Annotated in this window: 17 protein-coding genes, 1 tRNA gene and 1 riboswitch; of the genes, 5 read left to right on the top strand and 13 right to left on the bottom strand. The window is 56.9% G+C overall.

The genetic code is table 11. From position 1 onward, the window contains the following. Window positions 1-25: 25 nt before the first annotated feature. The 3 genes from ACP7B1_RS05870 to ACP7B1_RS05860 all read right to left on the bottom strand — a co-directional run bounded on the left by ACP7B1_RS05870 (window position 26) and on the right by ACP7B1_RS05860 (window position 1,625). On the bottom strand, window positions 26-292 hold the full coding sequence (locus tag ACP7B1_RS05870) for a DUF6460 domain-containing protein (RefSeq protein WP_346307005.1): 267 nt from the start codon (window positions 290-292) through the stop codon (window positions 26-28). A gap of 165 nt (window positions 293-457) precedes the next feature. Continuing rightward, window positions 458-709 carry a DUF982 domain-containing protein gene (locus tag ACP7B1_RS05865; RefSeq protein ID WP_223611866.1) on the bottom strand — a complete coding sequence of 84 codons (252 nt, stop codon included), beginning with the start codon at window positions 707-709 and terminating at the stop codon, window positions 458-460. Window positions 710-881: 172 nt separating this feature from the next. Further along, a complete protein-coding gene (locus tag ACP7B1_RS05860) occupies window positions 882-1,625 on the bottom strand; it encodes a hypothetical protein (RefSeq protein ID WP_346307006.1) in 744 nt (247 codons plus the stop codon). 14 nt (window positions 1,626-1,639) lie between these two features. On the opposite strand from ACP7B1_RS05860, the gene ACP7B1_RS05855 reads away from it, so the two are divergent. Then, on the top strand, window positions 1,640-2,947 hold the full coding sequence (locus ACP7B1_RS05855; RefSeq protein WP_426136705.1) for a glycosyltransferase: 1,308 nt from the start codon (window positions 1,640-1,642) through the stop codon (window positions 2,945-2,947). A 107-nt stretch (window positions 2,948-3,054) separates the two neighbouring features. Here the strand turns inward: ACP7B1_RS05855 and ACP7B1_RS05850 are convergent, their stop codons facing one another. The 3 genes from ACP7B1_RS05850 to ACP7B1_RS05840 all read right to left on the bottom strand — a co-directional run bounded on the left by ACP7B1_RS05850 (window position 3,055) and on the right by ACP7B1_RS05840 (window position 4,452). Next, a complete protein-coding gene (locus ACP7B1_RS05850) occupies window positions 3,055-3,555 on the bottom strand; it encodes a Holotricin-3 precursor (protein WP_346307008.1) in 501 nt (166 codons plus the stop codon). A 77-nt stretch (window positions 3,556-3,632) separates the two neighbouring features. Then, window positions 3,633-3,923 carry a hypothetical protein gene (locus ACP7B1_RS05845; RefSeq protein ID WP_346307009.1) on the bottom strand — a complete coding sequence of 97 codons (291 nt, stop codon included), beginning with the start codon at window positions 3,921-3,923 and terminating at the stop codon, window positions 3,633-3,635. Between the two features lie 91 nt (window positions 3,924-4,014). Continuing rightward, on the bottom strand, window positions 4,015-4,452 hold the full coding sequence (locus ACP7B1_RS05840; RefSeq protein ID WP_346307010.1) for a MarR family transcriptional regulator: 438 nt from the start codon (window positions 4,450-4,452) through the stop codon (window positions 4,015-4,017). A 90-nt stretch (window positions 4,453-4,542) separates the two neighbouring features. On the opposite strand from ACP7B1_RS05840, the gene ACP7B1_RS05835 reads away from it, so the two are divergent. Then, a complete protein-coding gene (locus ACP7B1_RS05835; RefSeq protein WP_426136799.1) occupies window positions 4,543-5,421 on the top strand; it encodes a haloalkane dehalogenase in 879 nt (292 codons plus the stop codon). 61 nt (window positions 5,422-5,482) lie between these two features. Here ACP7B1_RS05835 and ACP7B1_RS05830 read toward each other — a convergent pair. The 3 genes from ACP7B1_RS05830 to ACP7B1_RS05820 all read right to left on the bottom strand — a co-directional run bounded on the left by ACP7B1_RS05830 (window position 5,483) and on the right by ACP7B1_RS05820 (window position 7,141). Then, window positions 5,483-5,556 (bottom strand) — tRNA-Gly (locus ACP7B1_RS05830). Between the two features lie 101 nt (window positions 5,557-5,657). Then, window positions 5,658-5,966 carry a hypothetical protein gene (locus ACP7B1_RS05825; protein ID WP_346308381.1) on the bottom strand — a complete coding sequence of 103 codons (309 nt, stop codon included), beginning with the start codon at window positions 5,964-5,966 and terminating at the stop codon, window positions 5,658-5,660. An 80-nt stretch (window positions 5,967-6,046) separates the two neighbouring features. Beyond that, window positions 6,047-7,141 (bottom strand): 2'-deoxycytidine 5'-triphosphate deaminase, encoded by a 1,095-nt coding sequence (locus tag ACP7B1_RS05820; protein ID WP_223611877.1) that lies wholly within the window; start codon window positions 7,139-7,141, stop codon window positions 6,047-6,049. Window positions 7,142-7,224: 83 nt separating this feature from the next. After that, a riboswitch (SAM riboswitch) is annotated at window positions 7,225-7,304 on the top strand. Between the two features lie 62 nt (window positions 7,305-7,366). On the opposite strand from ACP7B1_RS05820, the gene ACP7B1_RS05815 reads away from it, so the two are divergent. The 3 genes from ACP7B1_RS05815 (at window position 7,367) to ACP7B1_RS05805 (ending at window position 9,503) form a co-directional block, all read left to right on the top strand. Beyond that, window positions 7,367-8,554: an O-succinylhomoserine sulfhydrylase gene (locus ACP7B1_RS05815; protein WP_426136702.1), complete on the top strand. Its 1,188-nt coding sequence runs from the start codon at window positions 7,367-7,369 to the stop codon at window positions 8,552-8,554. A 168-nt stretch (window positions 8,555-8,722) separates the two neighbouring features. Further along, window positions 8,723-9,115 (top strand): Co2+/Mg2+ efflux protein ApaG, encoded by a 393-nt coding sequence (gene apaG / locus ACP7B1_RS05810; RefSeq protein WP_105736766.1) that lies wholly within the window; start codon window positions 8,723-8,725, stop codon window positions 9,113-9,115. 79 nt (window positions 9,116-9,194) lie between these two features. Further along, complete coding sequence (locus ACP7B1_RS05805; protein ID WP_403169871.1) at window positions 9,195-9,503, top strand: hypothetical protein; 309 nt, start codon at window positions 9,195-9,197, stop codon at window positions 9,501-9,503. Window positions 9,504-9,533: 30 nt separating this feature from the next. Here the strand turns inward: ACP7B1_RS05805 and ACP7B1_RS05800 are convergent, their stop codons facing one another. The 4 genes from ACP7B1_RS05800 to ACP7B1_RS05785 are packed head-to-tail and all read right to left on the bottom strand — an operon-like array spanning window position 9,534 to window position 12,945. Further along, window positions 9,534-9,746 (bottom strand): alkylphosphonate utilization protein, encoded by a 213-nt coding sequence (locus ACP7B1_RS05800; protein ID WP_426136699.1) that lies wholly within the window; start codon window positions 9,744-9,746, stop codon window positions 9,534-9,536. A 42-nt stretch (window positions 9,747-9,788) separates the two neighbouring features. After that, window positions 9,789-10,790 (bottom strand): Hsp33 family molecular chaperone, encoded by a 1,002-nt coding sequence (locus tag ACP7B1_RS05795; protein ID WP_346307649.1) that lies wholly within the window; start codon window positions 10,788-10,790, stop codon window positions 9,789-9,791. A gap of 1 nt (window position 10,791) precedes the next feature. Continuing rightward, window positions 10,792-11,730, bottom strand: coding sequence for an ornithine carbamoyltransferase (gene argF, locus ACP7B1_RS05790; RefSeq protein ID WP_346307647.1), 939 nt, complete (start codon window positions 11,728-11,730; stop codon window positions 10,792-10,794). Window positions 11,731-11,739: 9 nt separating this feature from the next. Then, window positions 11,740-12,945 (bottom strand): aspartate aminotransferase family protein, encoded by a 1,206-nt coding sequence (locus tag ACP7B1_RS05785; protein WP_223611883.1) that lies wholly within the window; start codon window positions 12,943-12,945, stop codon window positions 11,740-11,742. Between the last annotated feature and the right edge of the window lie 69 nt (window positions 12,946-13,014).

The raw sequence follows: 13,014 nt of genomic DNA, 5'->3' as shown, positions 1-13,014 counted from the left end.
TCAGGCCAAGGCGATATTTTTGCGCTTAACGCCGGTAGCTGAGCAACCGCAAAATGATGAAGCACGGCACAACCACCACCGCGCCCAACAGGAAGTAACCGGCGAAACGCTCAATGGCGCCAAAACCGAGGTTCCAGATGCGGCGGGCAAAATTCTCGAAACCGTACAGAATATCGAGCGGCGACCAGTTGAACGCGTTCATGATCACGCCGACGAAAAGCGATACGAGAATGAGCTTGAGCAGAACACGGCCCGGCGTGTCTCCCAGAAAACGGTTCATCTTGTCCGACATTGATACTCCGATAGCGGCGGCGGCAATTGCAGCGATGGTGTTCACATATGGCCATATGCGGCCCGGTTCAAGCAATTGCACGGCGATAGCGGATTCGCCAAGCGTTCCAGTCCAAATATATCCCGGATAAGGCTGGCGGTAGCCGGCAAGACGGTCAGATTGGTTTCAATGCCGATCCTGCACGAAAATATCGACCGTTTTTGCCGCCGCAATGAAGGCTTTTCGGGCTTCGCCGACCGTTCTTTCGCCATTCAGGGCATCGTGGCATATTTGTTGTGCGGCGAGATAGCTCGGTCCGTGCCGGGCCGGCCAATCCTCCGACAGAAATTCAGCGGCTTCTTTTACCGAGGCTATACTTCGGTATTTGCCAATCTGCCTGGTCTCTACGGTCACAGATTCAAATGTCAGTTTACGCATGATGTGAGACGCCCAAAAACAGCCAAGCCCCCGCAGCCCCATATTATATGGGCATTCCATCGTGAGTACAACCATTCCGGCCGGGCCGGGCATACCACCAGCAGGATATTCCCGTCAGGCCATTGCCGTGCGACGAGTGCCCTCGATCACAGTGCGTCTGAAGATGATCGCGTTACTTGCCGCATTCTTCGAACAACTTGGAAACAACTGGTAAAAAGTGATCTTCATAGGTCAAGCAGGATTGATAAATACCCGCCGCAACCCTTTCACGTCCGATTTCCTCCCACTCGGGATTTTTCGGTGTGTGCCAATCCGTGACTTGAGAAATCAGCACTTCCCTGTCCATTGCGGCGGGATACTGTTTCAAAATGGAGCGCGCCTCATCAACCAGTGGAAGATAACGCGCCACCGCCGCCAGTTTTCGCGCGCGGGCTTCCTCATCCAAAACCAGCTCGCAGACGCGATCGCCTTTTGCTCCAGCTGTCGCGGCGGAAAAGAGGAGTTCGGCCGGTTTGCCGCCCGCGGACAATCGCTTTTGCAGGATCGCGCCCATGGCCGATGCCAGGTCGTGGATTGGATTGTATCCATCACGTGCATCCGCAACTATTCTGTAGGAATGATGCTCTCCAATATCAGCCTCAATTGACGCGATCACCGCCGCGAAAAACCCGTGATCATGACGTGCCAGCGCTTCGTACCAAAGCCTGTCCGAAATATCGCCAAATATCGCGCCTGCAGCGGATCCGGTTTTTTCGATGATTTCCCGGGAATAATGCGTTCGGGACTGTTCCTTGCTTCCAGAGCCGTCTGTCAGAAAGAAAACAAGTGGCTTGTTCAATTCCACCCAATGGTGAATGCGCAGCTCATGCCCGGGATGCGCCAAAAGAAGAATACTTAGTGTTTGTTTATTCTGCATTGGTGAAATATAAAGTGCGTGTTCTTATTACAAATTTTGTTTTTGGAATGCGGTCCGGATCCGAAAGTGTCGTTGAACTGCTGGCTGACGCACTTCGGGTTGCAGGTCACCACGTTATGATTTTTGCCCCGACATTGGTCGGCGACACCAACTGGATGATACAGAAGGGACATCTGATCTATCATGCGATAGATCAGATACCCTATCGGCCTGATGTCATTCATGCCCACCACGTGTCTCCGTGCTTTATTGCCATGGCACGGTTTCCCGACGTGCCGGTCGTCTACACCTGCCACAGTTCCGTGTTCGAGATCGAAGCCCCTTTGCTGCATCCGCAGATCAAGCACTATGTCGCCGTAGACGCCGCGTGCAGAGACAAATGCTTGTCCAGAGGCATCCCGGCCAATCGCTTGACCACGATAGAAAACGCCGTTGATTCAGCGCGGTTTATCGCAAGGCCCCCTCTTCCGGACCGCCCCCGGAAGGCGCTCCTGCTTACCAAGGCCAGCGGTCATACTGAATTGGTGCGGCGCGCGTGTGCCGCAGAGACCATCACCCTTGACGAGCTGGGTCCTGGAACAGGCAAGTTTTCCGATGCGCTCGAGAAGGAATTGCTCAAATATGATTTGGTCTTTGCAACGGCGCGCATGGCGCTGGAAGCGGCCTTTGTCGGATGTGCGGTTGTTGTCTGTGATGGTCGTGGCTTTGCCGGACTTCTCACGACCCGCAATGTCGCGGCCTGGCGGAAGAATAATTTCGGTGTGCGGTTGCTCGCCCGACCGACAACTGTCGGGCTGTTGCAGGAAGCGATCCAGCATTACGACGCCAAGGATGCGGCAGATGTAGCCGATTATCTGCGTGAGCATTCGCCGGCGGACAAATATGTCTCCCAGTACGAAAAGCTCTACCGTTCGGCCATCAAGGCAGGATCACCCGGCCTGCCTGCGCTCGATCTTGCCAATGGCCTTTGGGCGCAGGAACTCGTTGCAACCGCGGAAAAAAGAACCTGGTTTCGTATCGCCTCTGAAATGCATTGGATGCCGGAAACAGACACTCTCAGGCAAATGCTGGATCAATCAAAATCAGAGATCCTTGCCGAACTGCATTCGGTGACAGAGCGTCATCTGCCCAATTCGCATTCCATGGAAACGCTCGCTCAAACATTGACCACGAAAATCGATAAACTCGATCGTGAAATTTCAACCTCAACGAATATCCTCTTGAGTTTGAAGGCCATGTATCAAGCGCTTGTGCCATCTCCACTCAGGCGCGTGGGCGCAGTGTTACGGGCGCGCTCGAAGCGGCACAACAAATCGCCGTAGCCGAAAATATCCGGCGCGAGGACCACCTCAATTGCAAAAGCCCCCGCGTCCGGAGATACGGGGGCTTTGGAATATCGCACCAATCCTGTCGATTGGCCATTTCGGTCTCAGCGACGGGCGTCCAACAGGTCGTTCACTTTGTCAATTTGCGCCGTCGTGAGTGTCCGATGGAAATCCGTGCTCAATTTGGCTTCAGCGGCTTCGAGGGCCTGCTCCCTCAACGTGGGATCAGTAATGGCAAGGGCTGCTTCGCGGCTGCGTTCGTAAGCGGCGATCTTGCCGACGGAGGAATTGGGGGCTGCCCGCTCCCGTGCCCGCGCCGATGCATGTGCTGCGTTGAGCGGACCCAAGGTATTCTTGTCCAGATCCCTGTCGCTCAGATCTGCTTCCTTGGTCTTGGATTTGTCATTTGCGTGGTCGCCCTTGGCGTTGCTATGGCCTTCGCTGCCATTGCCTTTTCCACCGCCCTCGCCGCCACCGTTGCCATTGCCATTTTTGGCCAGTGCAGAACCGACAAGGCTGTAATTGCCCGTCGTCGAGAGTGCAGTGCCGGCAACCAGCAAACCAAAACATGCAACGGCAACAAAACCGCGCTTCACAAGAGTCATACCCATCTCCTCAATATGTCCCGGTGATCGTTCCCCTGCCGGAACGTTAATAATCCGTTTAGGGCCATTATGAGGCGCTAATAGCGATAATAGTGCCTGTGATGACGATGGTGCTTCCAATAGCCGGGCCGATGGTGCCGATTATTCCAGTGGTGGCGGCGATGGTGATGACCTCTCCAGCCGTGCCGATAATGATGGCGGTGGCCCCAATGCCTGCCGCGATTGTGCTTGTATTTGACCAGTTCCACATTCGAAGCGATCGGCGCGCGTTGGACGGAGATCGGCGAGGCCTGCGCGGATACGATTGATGTCAGGCACATCACCAGCGCGATGAGGCCGGCAGCCACTAGGGAAAGAATATTCTTCATGACAGCTCCCTCCAGTTTATCCCGCTCCACATTACGCCGTTGTTGATGAACATTCAAACAAGGACACCGCAGCAAGCGAAAAGCAGGCGGTCTATTCACCGCGCGGCAATTTTTCGAGTACAAGCTGCAGAGTGGACGTCAAAACATCGATATTCTCTTTGCCAGCGACGCTCTCCCAGTTCTGTTGAATGCGTTTGCCCGCCGCCATCGCCGTAGGCTGCACCGCCTGCCCCCGGACTGTGAGAAAGACCAATCGTCCCCGCTTGTCCCGCGGATCGGGGCGACGCTCCACATACCCAAGCTTTTCAAGCTCTTCCACCGCCTGGGTGATCGATTGTTTGCGGGTTTTTGACAGTTTCGACAGTTCGCTGACCTGAATTCCGGATGAAGGCGTAAAGGCCAATACATTCGAATGGGATGGACGGATATCGACGAACCCCGCCTCGTCGAGCGCGGTGTCGATGGCCTGCGTCCATTGCTGATGCAGGAGCCGCAGAAGAATTCCGAGATTGGGCGTTGGTGAACTCATCAGCGTGCTGTTTCCCGTTCCTGTGCGACGTCAGATTCCTTCAGATATTGACAGGCAACTGTCTATATCGTATTAGACAGGCACCTTACCATATCTGAAAAGGACAATCTCATGCCATCCATTTCCATCCTTGATTCAACCCTATACTACGAAGAAGCGGGCTTGGGCACACCCATTGTGTTCCTCCATGGAAATCCCACCACATCGCATTTGTGGAGAAAGATCACCCCCGCCCTACCTGGCTATCGCCGTCTGGCTCCCGATCTGATCGGCATGGGGCGCTCGGGCCGCCCCTCCCTCGACTACAGTTTTGCCGATCAAGTCCGCTATCTCGATGCGTGGTTCGATGCGCTGGGACTGACGGACGTCATCCTGATTGGCCATGACTGGGGCGGCACGCTTGCCCTGGATTGGGCGGCGCGTCATCCGGAGCGGGTGCGGGGCGTGGCCTTCATGGAAACAATTCTGCGGCCGATGCGCTGGGCCGATTTTCCGCCGGAGGTTGCGGAACGGTTTCGCGCATTGAAGACGGAGGGGCTTGGCGAGACCATCGTGCTCCAGAGCAACACTTTCATCGAACAAACCTTGCAGGCAACGGTGCTTTCCGGCCTTTCAGGCGAAGATATCCATGCCTATACGCAGTCGTACACCACCCCTGAAAGCCGCCGGGCCATTCTCGAATGGACGCGCTCAATGCCTGTAGACGAGGAACCGGCAGCGCTGATTGAAAGAATGCGGGATTTCAACACCTGGCTTGCCGACAGTGTCGATGTTCCGAAACTGTTGATTGCGTTCGAAGGATCGGGAAAGAACCTGGCGATCGGGGCGGACATGGTAGCCTGGTGCAAGGCCAACTATGCCAACCTCAGCGTTGTCAATTGCGGTGCCGCCAAACACAATGCACCGGAAGATCAACCCGAGGAAATCGCGCAATCACTTGGCAAGTGGCTGGAGCAGATCAATATTTGACAACCGGGTCAACGCGAGGCGGCATCCTTGCTGCCGTCTTGCGTTCCATGCAAACAAGGGATGGAGCGGGTGAAGGGAATCGAACCCTCGTATGCAGCTTGGGAAGCTGCCGTTCTACCATTGAACTACACCCGCCTATGCCCGCGAACTTGCCTCGGGGCAGATAACCGGAATGAAAAGCAGCCGGGATCGATAGTCAACCGGATTCGCACATCACCCTGCAAACAGCGTGTATATCAGCTGCGGTGCATGCGGCCGGCGATGGCGACAATGCCAAGGCCGATCCAGCCAAGCACCGCAATCAGCAGAAGCGGCGCGGCCGGGATCATCAGCCAGCCCAGCACGCCCATGGTGTACAGCGTATCGCCAATGTCGATGCCGCCCAGCAGACACGGGTGAACACTGTTCTCATCCACCGTGCAGCCAAGCGTATTGGCGATCGCATAGGTCACCAGGACTGACAACAGCGGCAATAGCGCAATGAACGTCAGAATGGCGAGCACAACAGCTGCTGCACGCCGTTTCGAGCCGGTTTTCCGAGGCATCGCAAACCTCCAATCCTGCATGACAAATCCCAGGAATACATCCAGGCCGTCAAATCGGCGTCTTGTCAATCAACCGCGGTTCATGACCGGAAATGTTTGGAGAGTTTCAGGCCCTGCGCCTGATAATTCGAGCCGAGGTCGGTGCCATAAAGGGCCTTGGGCCGCTCCAGCATATGTTCATAGATCAGGCGGCCGACGATCTGGCCATGCTCGAGAATGAATGGCACCTCGTGGCTGCGCACTTCAAGCACCGCGCGGCTGCCGGTTCCGCCTGCGGCGGTGTGCCCGAAACCCGGATCGAAGAACCCGGCATAGTGGACGCGGAACTCGCCGACCAGCGGATCGAACGGCGTCATCTCCGCCGCATAAAGCGGAGGAACATGCACGGCTTCACGCGACACGAGAATGTAGAATTCATCGGGATCGAGCACCAGTTCGCGCGCGCCGCGATCATGGATCGGCTCCCAGAAATCGAAGAGGTCATGCGCCCCGCGCTTGTCGACATCCACCACCCCTGTGTGGTGCTTGCCGCGATAACCGACAAGGCCGTTCGCATCGCCGGTCAGGTCGATGGACAGGGCAATGCCGCCGCCCGATATGTTCGGCGTGTCCGACGCCACGAGCGTCTCGCTTGCATGCAGTGCGGTCAGTTCCGTTTCGTCGAGTTGCGCCCGTCCGGTGCGGAAGCGTATCTGCGAGAGACGCGATCCTGCCCGCGCGACAATCGGGAAGGTACGCGGGCTGACTTCGAGATAGATGGGGCCATTATATCCCGCCGGCACCTTGTCGAATTCCTGTGCGCCGTCAACGATGACGCGGGTGAAAATATCAAGACGCCCGGTCGAACTCTTGGGATTGGCCGATGCCGAAACCCCGGCGGGCAGCGCCAGGCTTTCCAGCAGCGGGACGATATAGACACAGCCGGTTTCCAGCACGGCACCGTGACTGAGGTCGATCTCGTGCAGCTTGAGTTTTTCCAGCTTGTTGATAACGGGGGTTCCGGGCCCCGGCATGAAACTGGCGCGCACGCGATAGGCTTTCGTGCCCAGGCGCAGGTCCAGGCTGGCCGGCTGGATCTGATCAGCGTCGAAATCACGCTCGGTTTTCAGTGCACCGGCCTGATGCAATGCCCTGATGCCGCTATCCGCCAGAATGCCCGCTTCACGTATACTCATATCGACCGCCGAAACCTCATATAATTTCCCAAAAGCTTTAGCGTCTCACCCGATTGACGCAAGCCGCCAAGAGGATTAAAGCAATTTTATCCCGTGGTGATTTGGCCGGCCGGCTTGCAGCCACGTTAAACAATTTGCTAAAAGAGGCCCGGTCTCGTCCGGCCTTTTTGCGATTCCCGCAAGGCCGGTTTTTTATTGGCCAGATTCTGGCAGATTGAGAAGACGATGACCACAACCCGTAAGCTGCGCCCCGCGACACAACTCGTTCATGCCGGAACCTTGCGCTCCGGTTTCGGTGAAACATCGGAAGCCCTCTTCCTCACTCAGGGCTTTGTCTATGACACGGCGGAAGCTGCCGAATCCCGCTTCAAAGGCGAAGAACCCGGCTTCATCTATTCGCGCTACGCCAATCCGACAACCGATATGTTCGAAAAGCGCATGTGCGCGCTTGAAGGCGCGGAAGATGCGCGCGCAACGGCTTCGGGAATGGCTGCGGTTGCGGCGGCAATCCTGTGTCAGGTCAAGGCTGGAGACCACGTTCTGGCAGCGCGCGCCCTGTTCGGCTCGTGCCGCTACATCATCGAGACGCTCCTGCCGAAATATGGCGTGGACTTCACCTTGATCGACGGCTCCAGGGCCGAGAACTGGGAAAAGGCCATCCGCCCGAACACCAAGGCGCTGTTCCTGGAAAGCCCGACCAATCCGACCCTCGAGATCGTCGATATTGCCGCCGTGGCCAAGGTCGCCAATTCCGTCGGCGCCAAACTGATCGTCGACAATGTGTTTGCGACCCCGCTGTTCCAGAAGCCGCTGGAACTTGGCGCCCACATCGTCGTCTATTCGGCCACCAAGCACATTGAAGGCCAGGGACGCTGTCTTGGCGGCGTCATCCTTTCCGACAAGAAATGGATCGACGAAAACCTCCACGAATATTTCCGCCACACCGGCCCGGGCCTCAGCCCCTTCAATTCCTGGATCATGCTGAAGGGCCTTGAAACCCTGCCCGTCCGCGTCCGCCAGCAAACTGAAAGTGCGGCGAAAATTGCTGACTTCCTCGCGGACCATCCGGCAGTTTCCAGGGTTATTTACCCCGGCCGTGCGGATCACCCACAGGCCGACATCATCGCCAAACAGATGACCGGTGGTTCCACGCTCGTGGCCTTCGAACTCAAGGACGGCAAGAAGGCGGCCTTTGATTGCGAGAACGGACTGGAAGTGGTGCGGATTTCCAACAATCTTGGAGATTCGAAGAGTCTCATCACACACCCCGCGACAACCACGCACAAAAACCTTACAGATGAAGCACGTGCAGAACTTGGCATTTCGGACGGGCTGCTGCGCCTGTCGGTTGGCCTGGAAGATGCCGACGATCTGATCGAGGATTTCGATGCTGCCCTCAAGGCAGCCAAGTAAGACAGGACCAATCCCGCACTGAAACCAATTTCAGTGCGGGAGCGGTATATTTAAGTATAAACGTTGCAGAATGTTGGCTATTCACATTAAATTTAATCATCTTTATGTATTGTAATGGTTGACGAGACGGCCACGACCCGCAATATCATTGATAAGACAAGGTTTATCATGTATCGCGCAGTCACTCAGAATATTGAAGTAATCGTAGAACCATTCTATCTGGAGGAGCAGTCCAATCCGGAAGAAAACAGATATGTCTGGGGATACCGGATTACGATCGCCAATGAATCCGACGGCACCGTCCGGCTTCGGGCGCGCTATTGGAAAATCACCGATGGGAACGGCCAGATCGAAGAGATTCGCGGCCCTGGTGTCATCGGTGAACAGCCGGTGCTCAATCCCGGAGACTCGTTCCAGTATTCCTCAGGCTGCCCGCTGACAACGACATCCGGTGTGATGGTTGGCCGTTATTCCATGGAAAGCGAAACCGGAAACTTGTTCGACATCGAGATACCGGCTTTTTCGCTTGATTTGCCGGATCAATTGCGGACATTGAATTAATTCTCGACCGGACTGTTGCCTTTACAGAGCGCAATCGTTGCAAGCGCCATTTTGATCACATGCATGAGTACACGCCCTGATGACCAGCCAAACTGAAATGCCGTACCTGAAGGCGCTTGCCTGCTCCGTTGTCACCTTTGCCATTGGTGTCGGCGCACTTTTTATGGGCTATACCCTGCCAAGCATTCAGGCCGGCAAGGCCGGTATGCCCGAACTTCTGGCGCTAGCGCTTGTGCCGGGCCTTGTCGTCGGCCTCTTCGCCAAACGTTCGGCGAAGCCGTGGCCGTTATGGCTGATCATCGGTGCGTTCCTGATTGTCCTGGTTGCCGTCACCGCTGCCCACGAGGCGCTGGTATCCTGGCGGATCGCCAATGGGCTGCTGAAATAGCAATTCACCTGCGGCGGTTGTGACGCCGCACTACGCCTTCTTGACGAATTCCGTTTTCAGAACCAGGCCTTTGACCTGTTTGGTGTTGCACTCGACTTCACCCTCGCGGCCGTTCAGGCGGATATTCTTGACGAGCGTGCCCCGCTTGATCGTCTCGGACGTTCCCCTGACCTTGAGATCCTTGATCAAGGTGACGGAATCGCCGTTCTGAAGCTCATTTCCGTTGCTGTCACGTACGTCCACAGGGGCAATCCTCGTTCGGATGATCAGTTCTTTGGCGGATGATCAGTTCTTTGGCAGGAATTCCGCGGGGTCAAACTCGTAATGGGTCGAGCAGAACTCGCAGGTCACGCTGATCTTGCCATCTTCGATGCTGTCCGTGATCTCTTCGGCGGTAAATCCGGAGAGGACGCCTGCAATTTTGTCACGCGAGCAGGAACAATCGTCGTTCACCGGCACGGCGTCGAATACGCGGACGCCGCGTTCATGGAACAGGCGGTACAACAGCCGTTCGGCACCCACCTGCGGATCGGTCAGTTCCGAACTCTCGATGGTCGCAACCAGAGCCTTCACTTCAGCCCAATCATCGTCCTCTTCAATATCGTCCTCATCCTCATCGGTATCCGGCGCATCGCCCGCAGGCAGATCACGCTGGCGGATGCGCAGCTCGGATTCCGGCAGGAACTGCACGATCAGCCCTCCGGCGCGCCATTGCTCGACGGGTTTGCCATCCTCGCCGCGCTCTATGAGCTTGGCGACGGACAGGCGGATATCGGTCGGAATCTGCTCCGACTGGCGGAAATAGGTCTTGGCTATTTCCTCCAGGTTGGAACCGTCGAGTGCAACGATACCCTGGTACCGCTGGGTGTACTCGCCCTGATCAACCGTCAGCGCCAGCGTTCCCGTCCCCATCAACTGCTCCGGCGAAAGCCGGTGTGCGGCGATCGCCTCGGCCAGCCGGTCTTCGTCATAGCGGGCATAAGCGCGCACCGAATTCGGCGTGCGGAAATCAACCACCAGCATGTCGACAGGCCCGGCGGACTGTGACTGGAAAATGAACTTGCCGTCGAATTTCAGTGACGTTCCCAAGAGCACGGTCAGGACAATCGCTTCGGCCAAGAGCTTTGCAACCGGCTCCGGGTAGTCGTGTCGGCTGAGAATATCGTCCAGCGTCGCACCCAATTGCACCGCACGGCCGCGTGCATCGAGTGTCTCGACTTGGAACGGCACAACCGCATCATCCCCGGCGAAGACGTATTCGTCGGAGCGCTTGGTGATGTCAGGCATATCAGACACGCGGGCGACCTCCTTCGAGACACCAGGCTAGAATGGCTTTTTGCGCATGCAACCGGTTTTCGGCTTCATCGAAAACGACCGAGTGCGGCCCGTCAATAACGGAATCCGTTACTTCTTCACCGCGATGGGCAGGCAGGCAGTGCATGAACAGGGCATCGGGATGCGCGTGCTTTATCAGGGCATCATTGACCTGATAGGGCATGAACACATTGTGGCCGCGCGCACGGCCTTCCTGCCCCATTGAAACCCACGTATCGGTGACGATGCAGTCAACGCCCTCGACAGCCGCGATAGGATCGGACGTCAGCTTGACATTGCCGCCGGCGCTCTTGGCCCAGGCGAGATATTTGCTCTCGGGCTCGCTGCCTTCCGGCGTGGCAATGTTCAGGTTGAAATCAAAGCGCGCAGCCGCTTCGACGAGCGAATGCAGCACATTGTTGCCATCGCCTGTCCAGGCAAACGTCTTACCCTTGACCGGACCGCGATGCTCTTCGAACGTCATGATATCGGCCATGATCTGACAAGGATGCGTGTCGTCCGTCAGGGCATTGATGACGGGAACCGTGGCATTCTCAGCCATTTCGATCAGCCGGTCATGGGTCGTCGTGCGCATCATGATGATATCGACGTAGCGCGAAAGCACCTTTGCCGTATCCGCAATGGTCTCGCTGCGGCCGAGTTGCATTTCGGAACCGGTGAGCATGATGGTTTCGCCGCCCAGCTGGCGCATGCCGACATCGAAGGACACGCGGGTCCGCGTCGAAGGCTTGTCGAAAATCATCGCAAGCACCTTGCCTGCAAAGGGCTTTTCGATATTGCCTGCCTTGAGGCGGTTCTTGCGCGCGCGCGCATCATCAAGAATGGAACGCAACACACCGGAAGAAAGCGCCGAGATATCCGTGAAGTGACGGAGGTCCTGCTTGATTGTCATGACAGTTCCCTACGCACTCTTCTGCCGGGCCGTGACCGACAGACGTTCGGCAGCGGCTTCAATCCGGGAAAGGGCCTCACGGGCCTCTTCTTCGGTCACGACCAAAGGCGGCAGCAACCGAATGACGTTGTCGCCGGCACCAACGGTGAGCAGGTGTTCATCACGCAGGGCCTGAACGAGCGCTGTATTGGGAACAACACTCTTGATGCCCATCAATAGGCCGCGGCCGCGTACTTCCGCAATGACCTCGGGATAGCGATCGGAGATCGAGGCAAGGCCCTGCTTCATGAAGAGGGCGACCTGCTGCACGTGCTCGAAAAAGCCGTCAGCGAGAATGACATCGAGCACGGCATTGCCGACGGCCATGGCGAGCGGATTGCCGCCATAGGTCGTGCCATGCACGCCGGCTGTCATGCCCTTGGCTGCCTCGGCCGTTGCGAGACAGGCGCCGAGCGGGAAACCGCCGCCGATGCCCTTGGCAACAGCCATGATATCGGGCGTGATACCCGACCACTCATATGCAAAGAACTTGCCCGTGCGTCCGACACCGGACTGCACTTCATCAAGGATCAGCAGCAGGCCGTTCTCGTCGCAAATCTTGCGCAGACGGCGCAAATCCTCATCCGGCACGGGACGCACACCGCCCTCGCCCTGGATCGGTTCAATCAGGATGGCAGCGGTCTGGGGACCAATGGCCGCCTTCAATGCCTTCTCGTCACCAAAGGGCACCTGGTCAAAGCCGGAGACTTTGGGGCCGAAGCCTTCGAGATACTTTTCCTGGCCGCCGGCAGCGATCGTTGCCAGCGTCCGACCATGGAACGCGCCTTCGAACGTGATGATATGAAACCGTTCCGGGTGACCGTTGACATAGTGATAGCGCCGGGCGGTCTTGATCGCGCATTCCAGCGCTTCCGCCCCGGAATTGGTGAAAAACACCTTGTCGGCAAACGTGTTGTCCACGAGACGCTGACCAAGACGCCTTTGCCCCGGAATTTCATAAATATTGGACAGATGCCAGAGCTTGTCAGCCTGGGTCTTCAGGGTTTCGACGAGATGCGGATGCGAGTAACCCAGCGAATTGACGGCAATGCCGGCAGCGAAATCCAGATAGCGTTCGCCGCTCTCAGTCGTCAGCCAAACACCGTCTCCTCGCTCAAAGCGCAGATCCGCACGAGCAAAAGTGTCGTATAGCGGTTGCGCGTTTGCGTCCGTCATGTCGTTTCGGGCCTCCAATACCCTGTTTTGATCTGCTGTTTGCTAAGAAGAAACCGGCAGCGATGAAAT

The sequence above is a fragment of the Phyllobacterium sp. SL163 genome (assembly GCF_049896885.1).
GTDB classification, from domain to species: Bacteria; Pseudomonadota; Alphaproteobacteria; order Rhizobiales; family Rhizobiaceae; genus Phyllobacterium; species Phyllobacterium calauticae.
This window is presented reverse-complemented; position numbering and strand designations above follow the sequence as displayed.

Bases quoted from the DNA above. Each gene is read 5' to 3' on its own strand.
- ACP7B1_RS05870 (WP_346307005.1), bottom strand. From the start codon at position 292: ATGTCGGACAAGATGAACCGTTTTCTGGGAGACACGCCGGGCCGTGTT.
- ACP7B1_RS05865 (WP_223611866.1), bottom strand. From the start codon at position 709: ATGCGTAAACTGACATTTGAATCTGTGACCGTAGAGACCAGGCAGATT.
- ACP7B1_RS05860 (WP_346307006.1), bottom strand. From the start codon at position 1,625: ATGCAGAATAAACAAACACTAAGTATTCTTCTTTTGGCGCATCCCGGG.
- ACP7B1_RS05850 (WP_346307008.1), bottom strand. From the start codon at position 3,555: ATGACTCTTGTGAAGCGCGGTTTTGTTGCCGTTGCATGTTTTGGTTTG.
- ACP7B1_RS05845 (WP_346307009.1), bottom strand. From the start codon at position 3,923: ATGAAGAATATTCTTTCCCTAGTGGCTGCCGGCCTCATCGCGCTGGTG.
- ACP7B1_RS05840 (WP_346307010.1), bottom strand. From the start codon at position 4,452: ATGAGTTCACCAACGCCCAATCTCGGAATTCTTCTGCGGCTCCTGCAT.
- ACP7B1_RS05825 (WP_346308381.1), bottom strand. From the start codon at position 5,966: ATGCCTCGGAAAACCGGCTCGAAACGGCGTGCAGCAGCTGTTGTGCTC.
- ACP7B1_RS05820 (WP_223611877.1), bottom strand. From the start codon at position 7,141: ATGAGTATACGTGAAGCGGGCATTCTGGCGGATAGCGGCATCAGGGCA.
- ACP7B1_RS05815 (WP_426136702.1), top strand. From the start codon at position 7,367: ATGACCACAACCCGTAAGCTGCGCCCCGCGACACAACTCGTTCATGCC.
- apaG (WP_105736766.1), top strand. From the start codon at position 8,723: ATGTATCGCGCAGTCACTCAGAATATTGAAGTAATCGTAGAACCATTC.
- ACP7B1_RS05805 (WP_403169871.1), top strand. From the start codon at position 9,195: ATGACCAGCCAAACTGAAATGCCGTACCTGAAGGCGCTTGCCTGCTCC.
- ACP7B1_RS05795 (WP_346307649.1), bottom strand. From the start codon at position 10,790: ATGCCTGACATCACCAAGCGCTCCGACGAATACGTCTTCGCCGGGGAT.
- argF (WP_346307647.1), bottom strand. From the start codon at position 11,730: ATGACAATCAAGCAGGACCTCCGTCACTTCACGGATATCTCGGCGCTT.
- ACP7B1_RS05785 (WP_223611883.1), bottom strand. From the start codon at position 12,945: ATGACGGACGCAAACGCGCAACCGCTATACGACACTTTTGCTCGTGCG.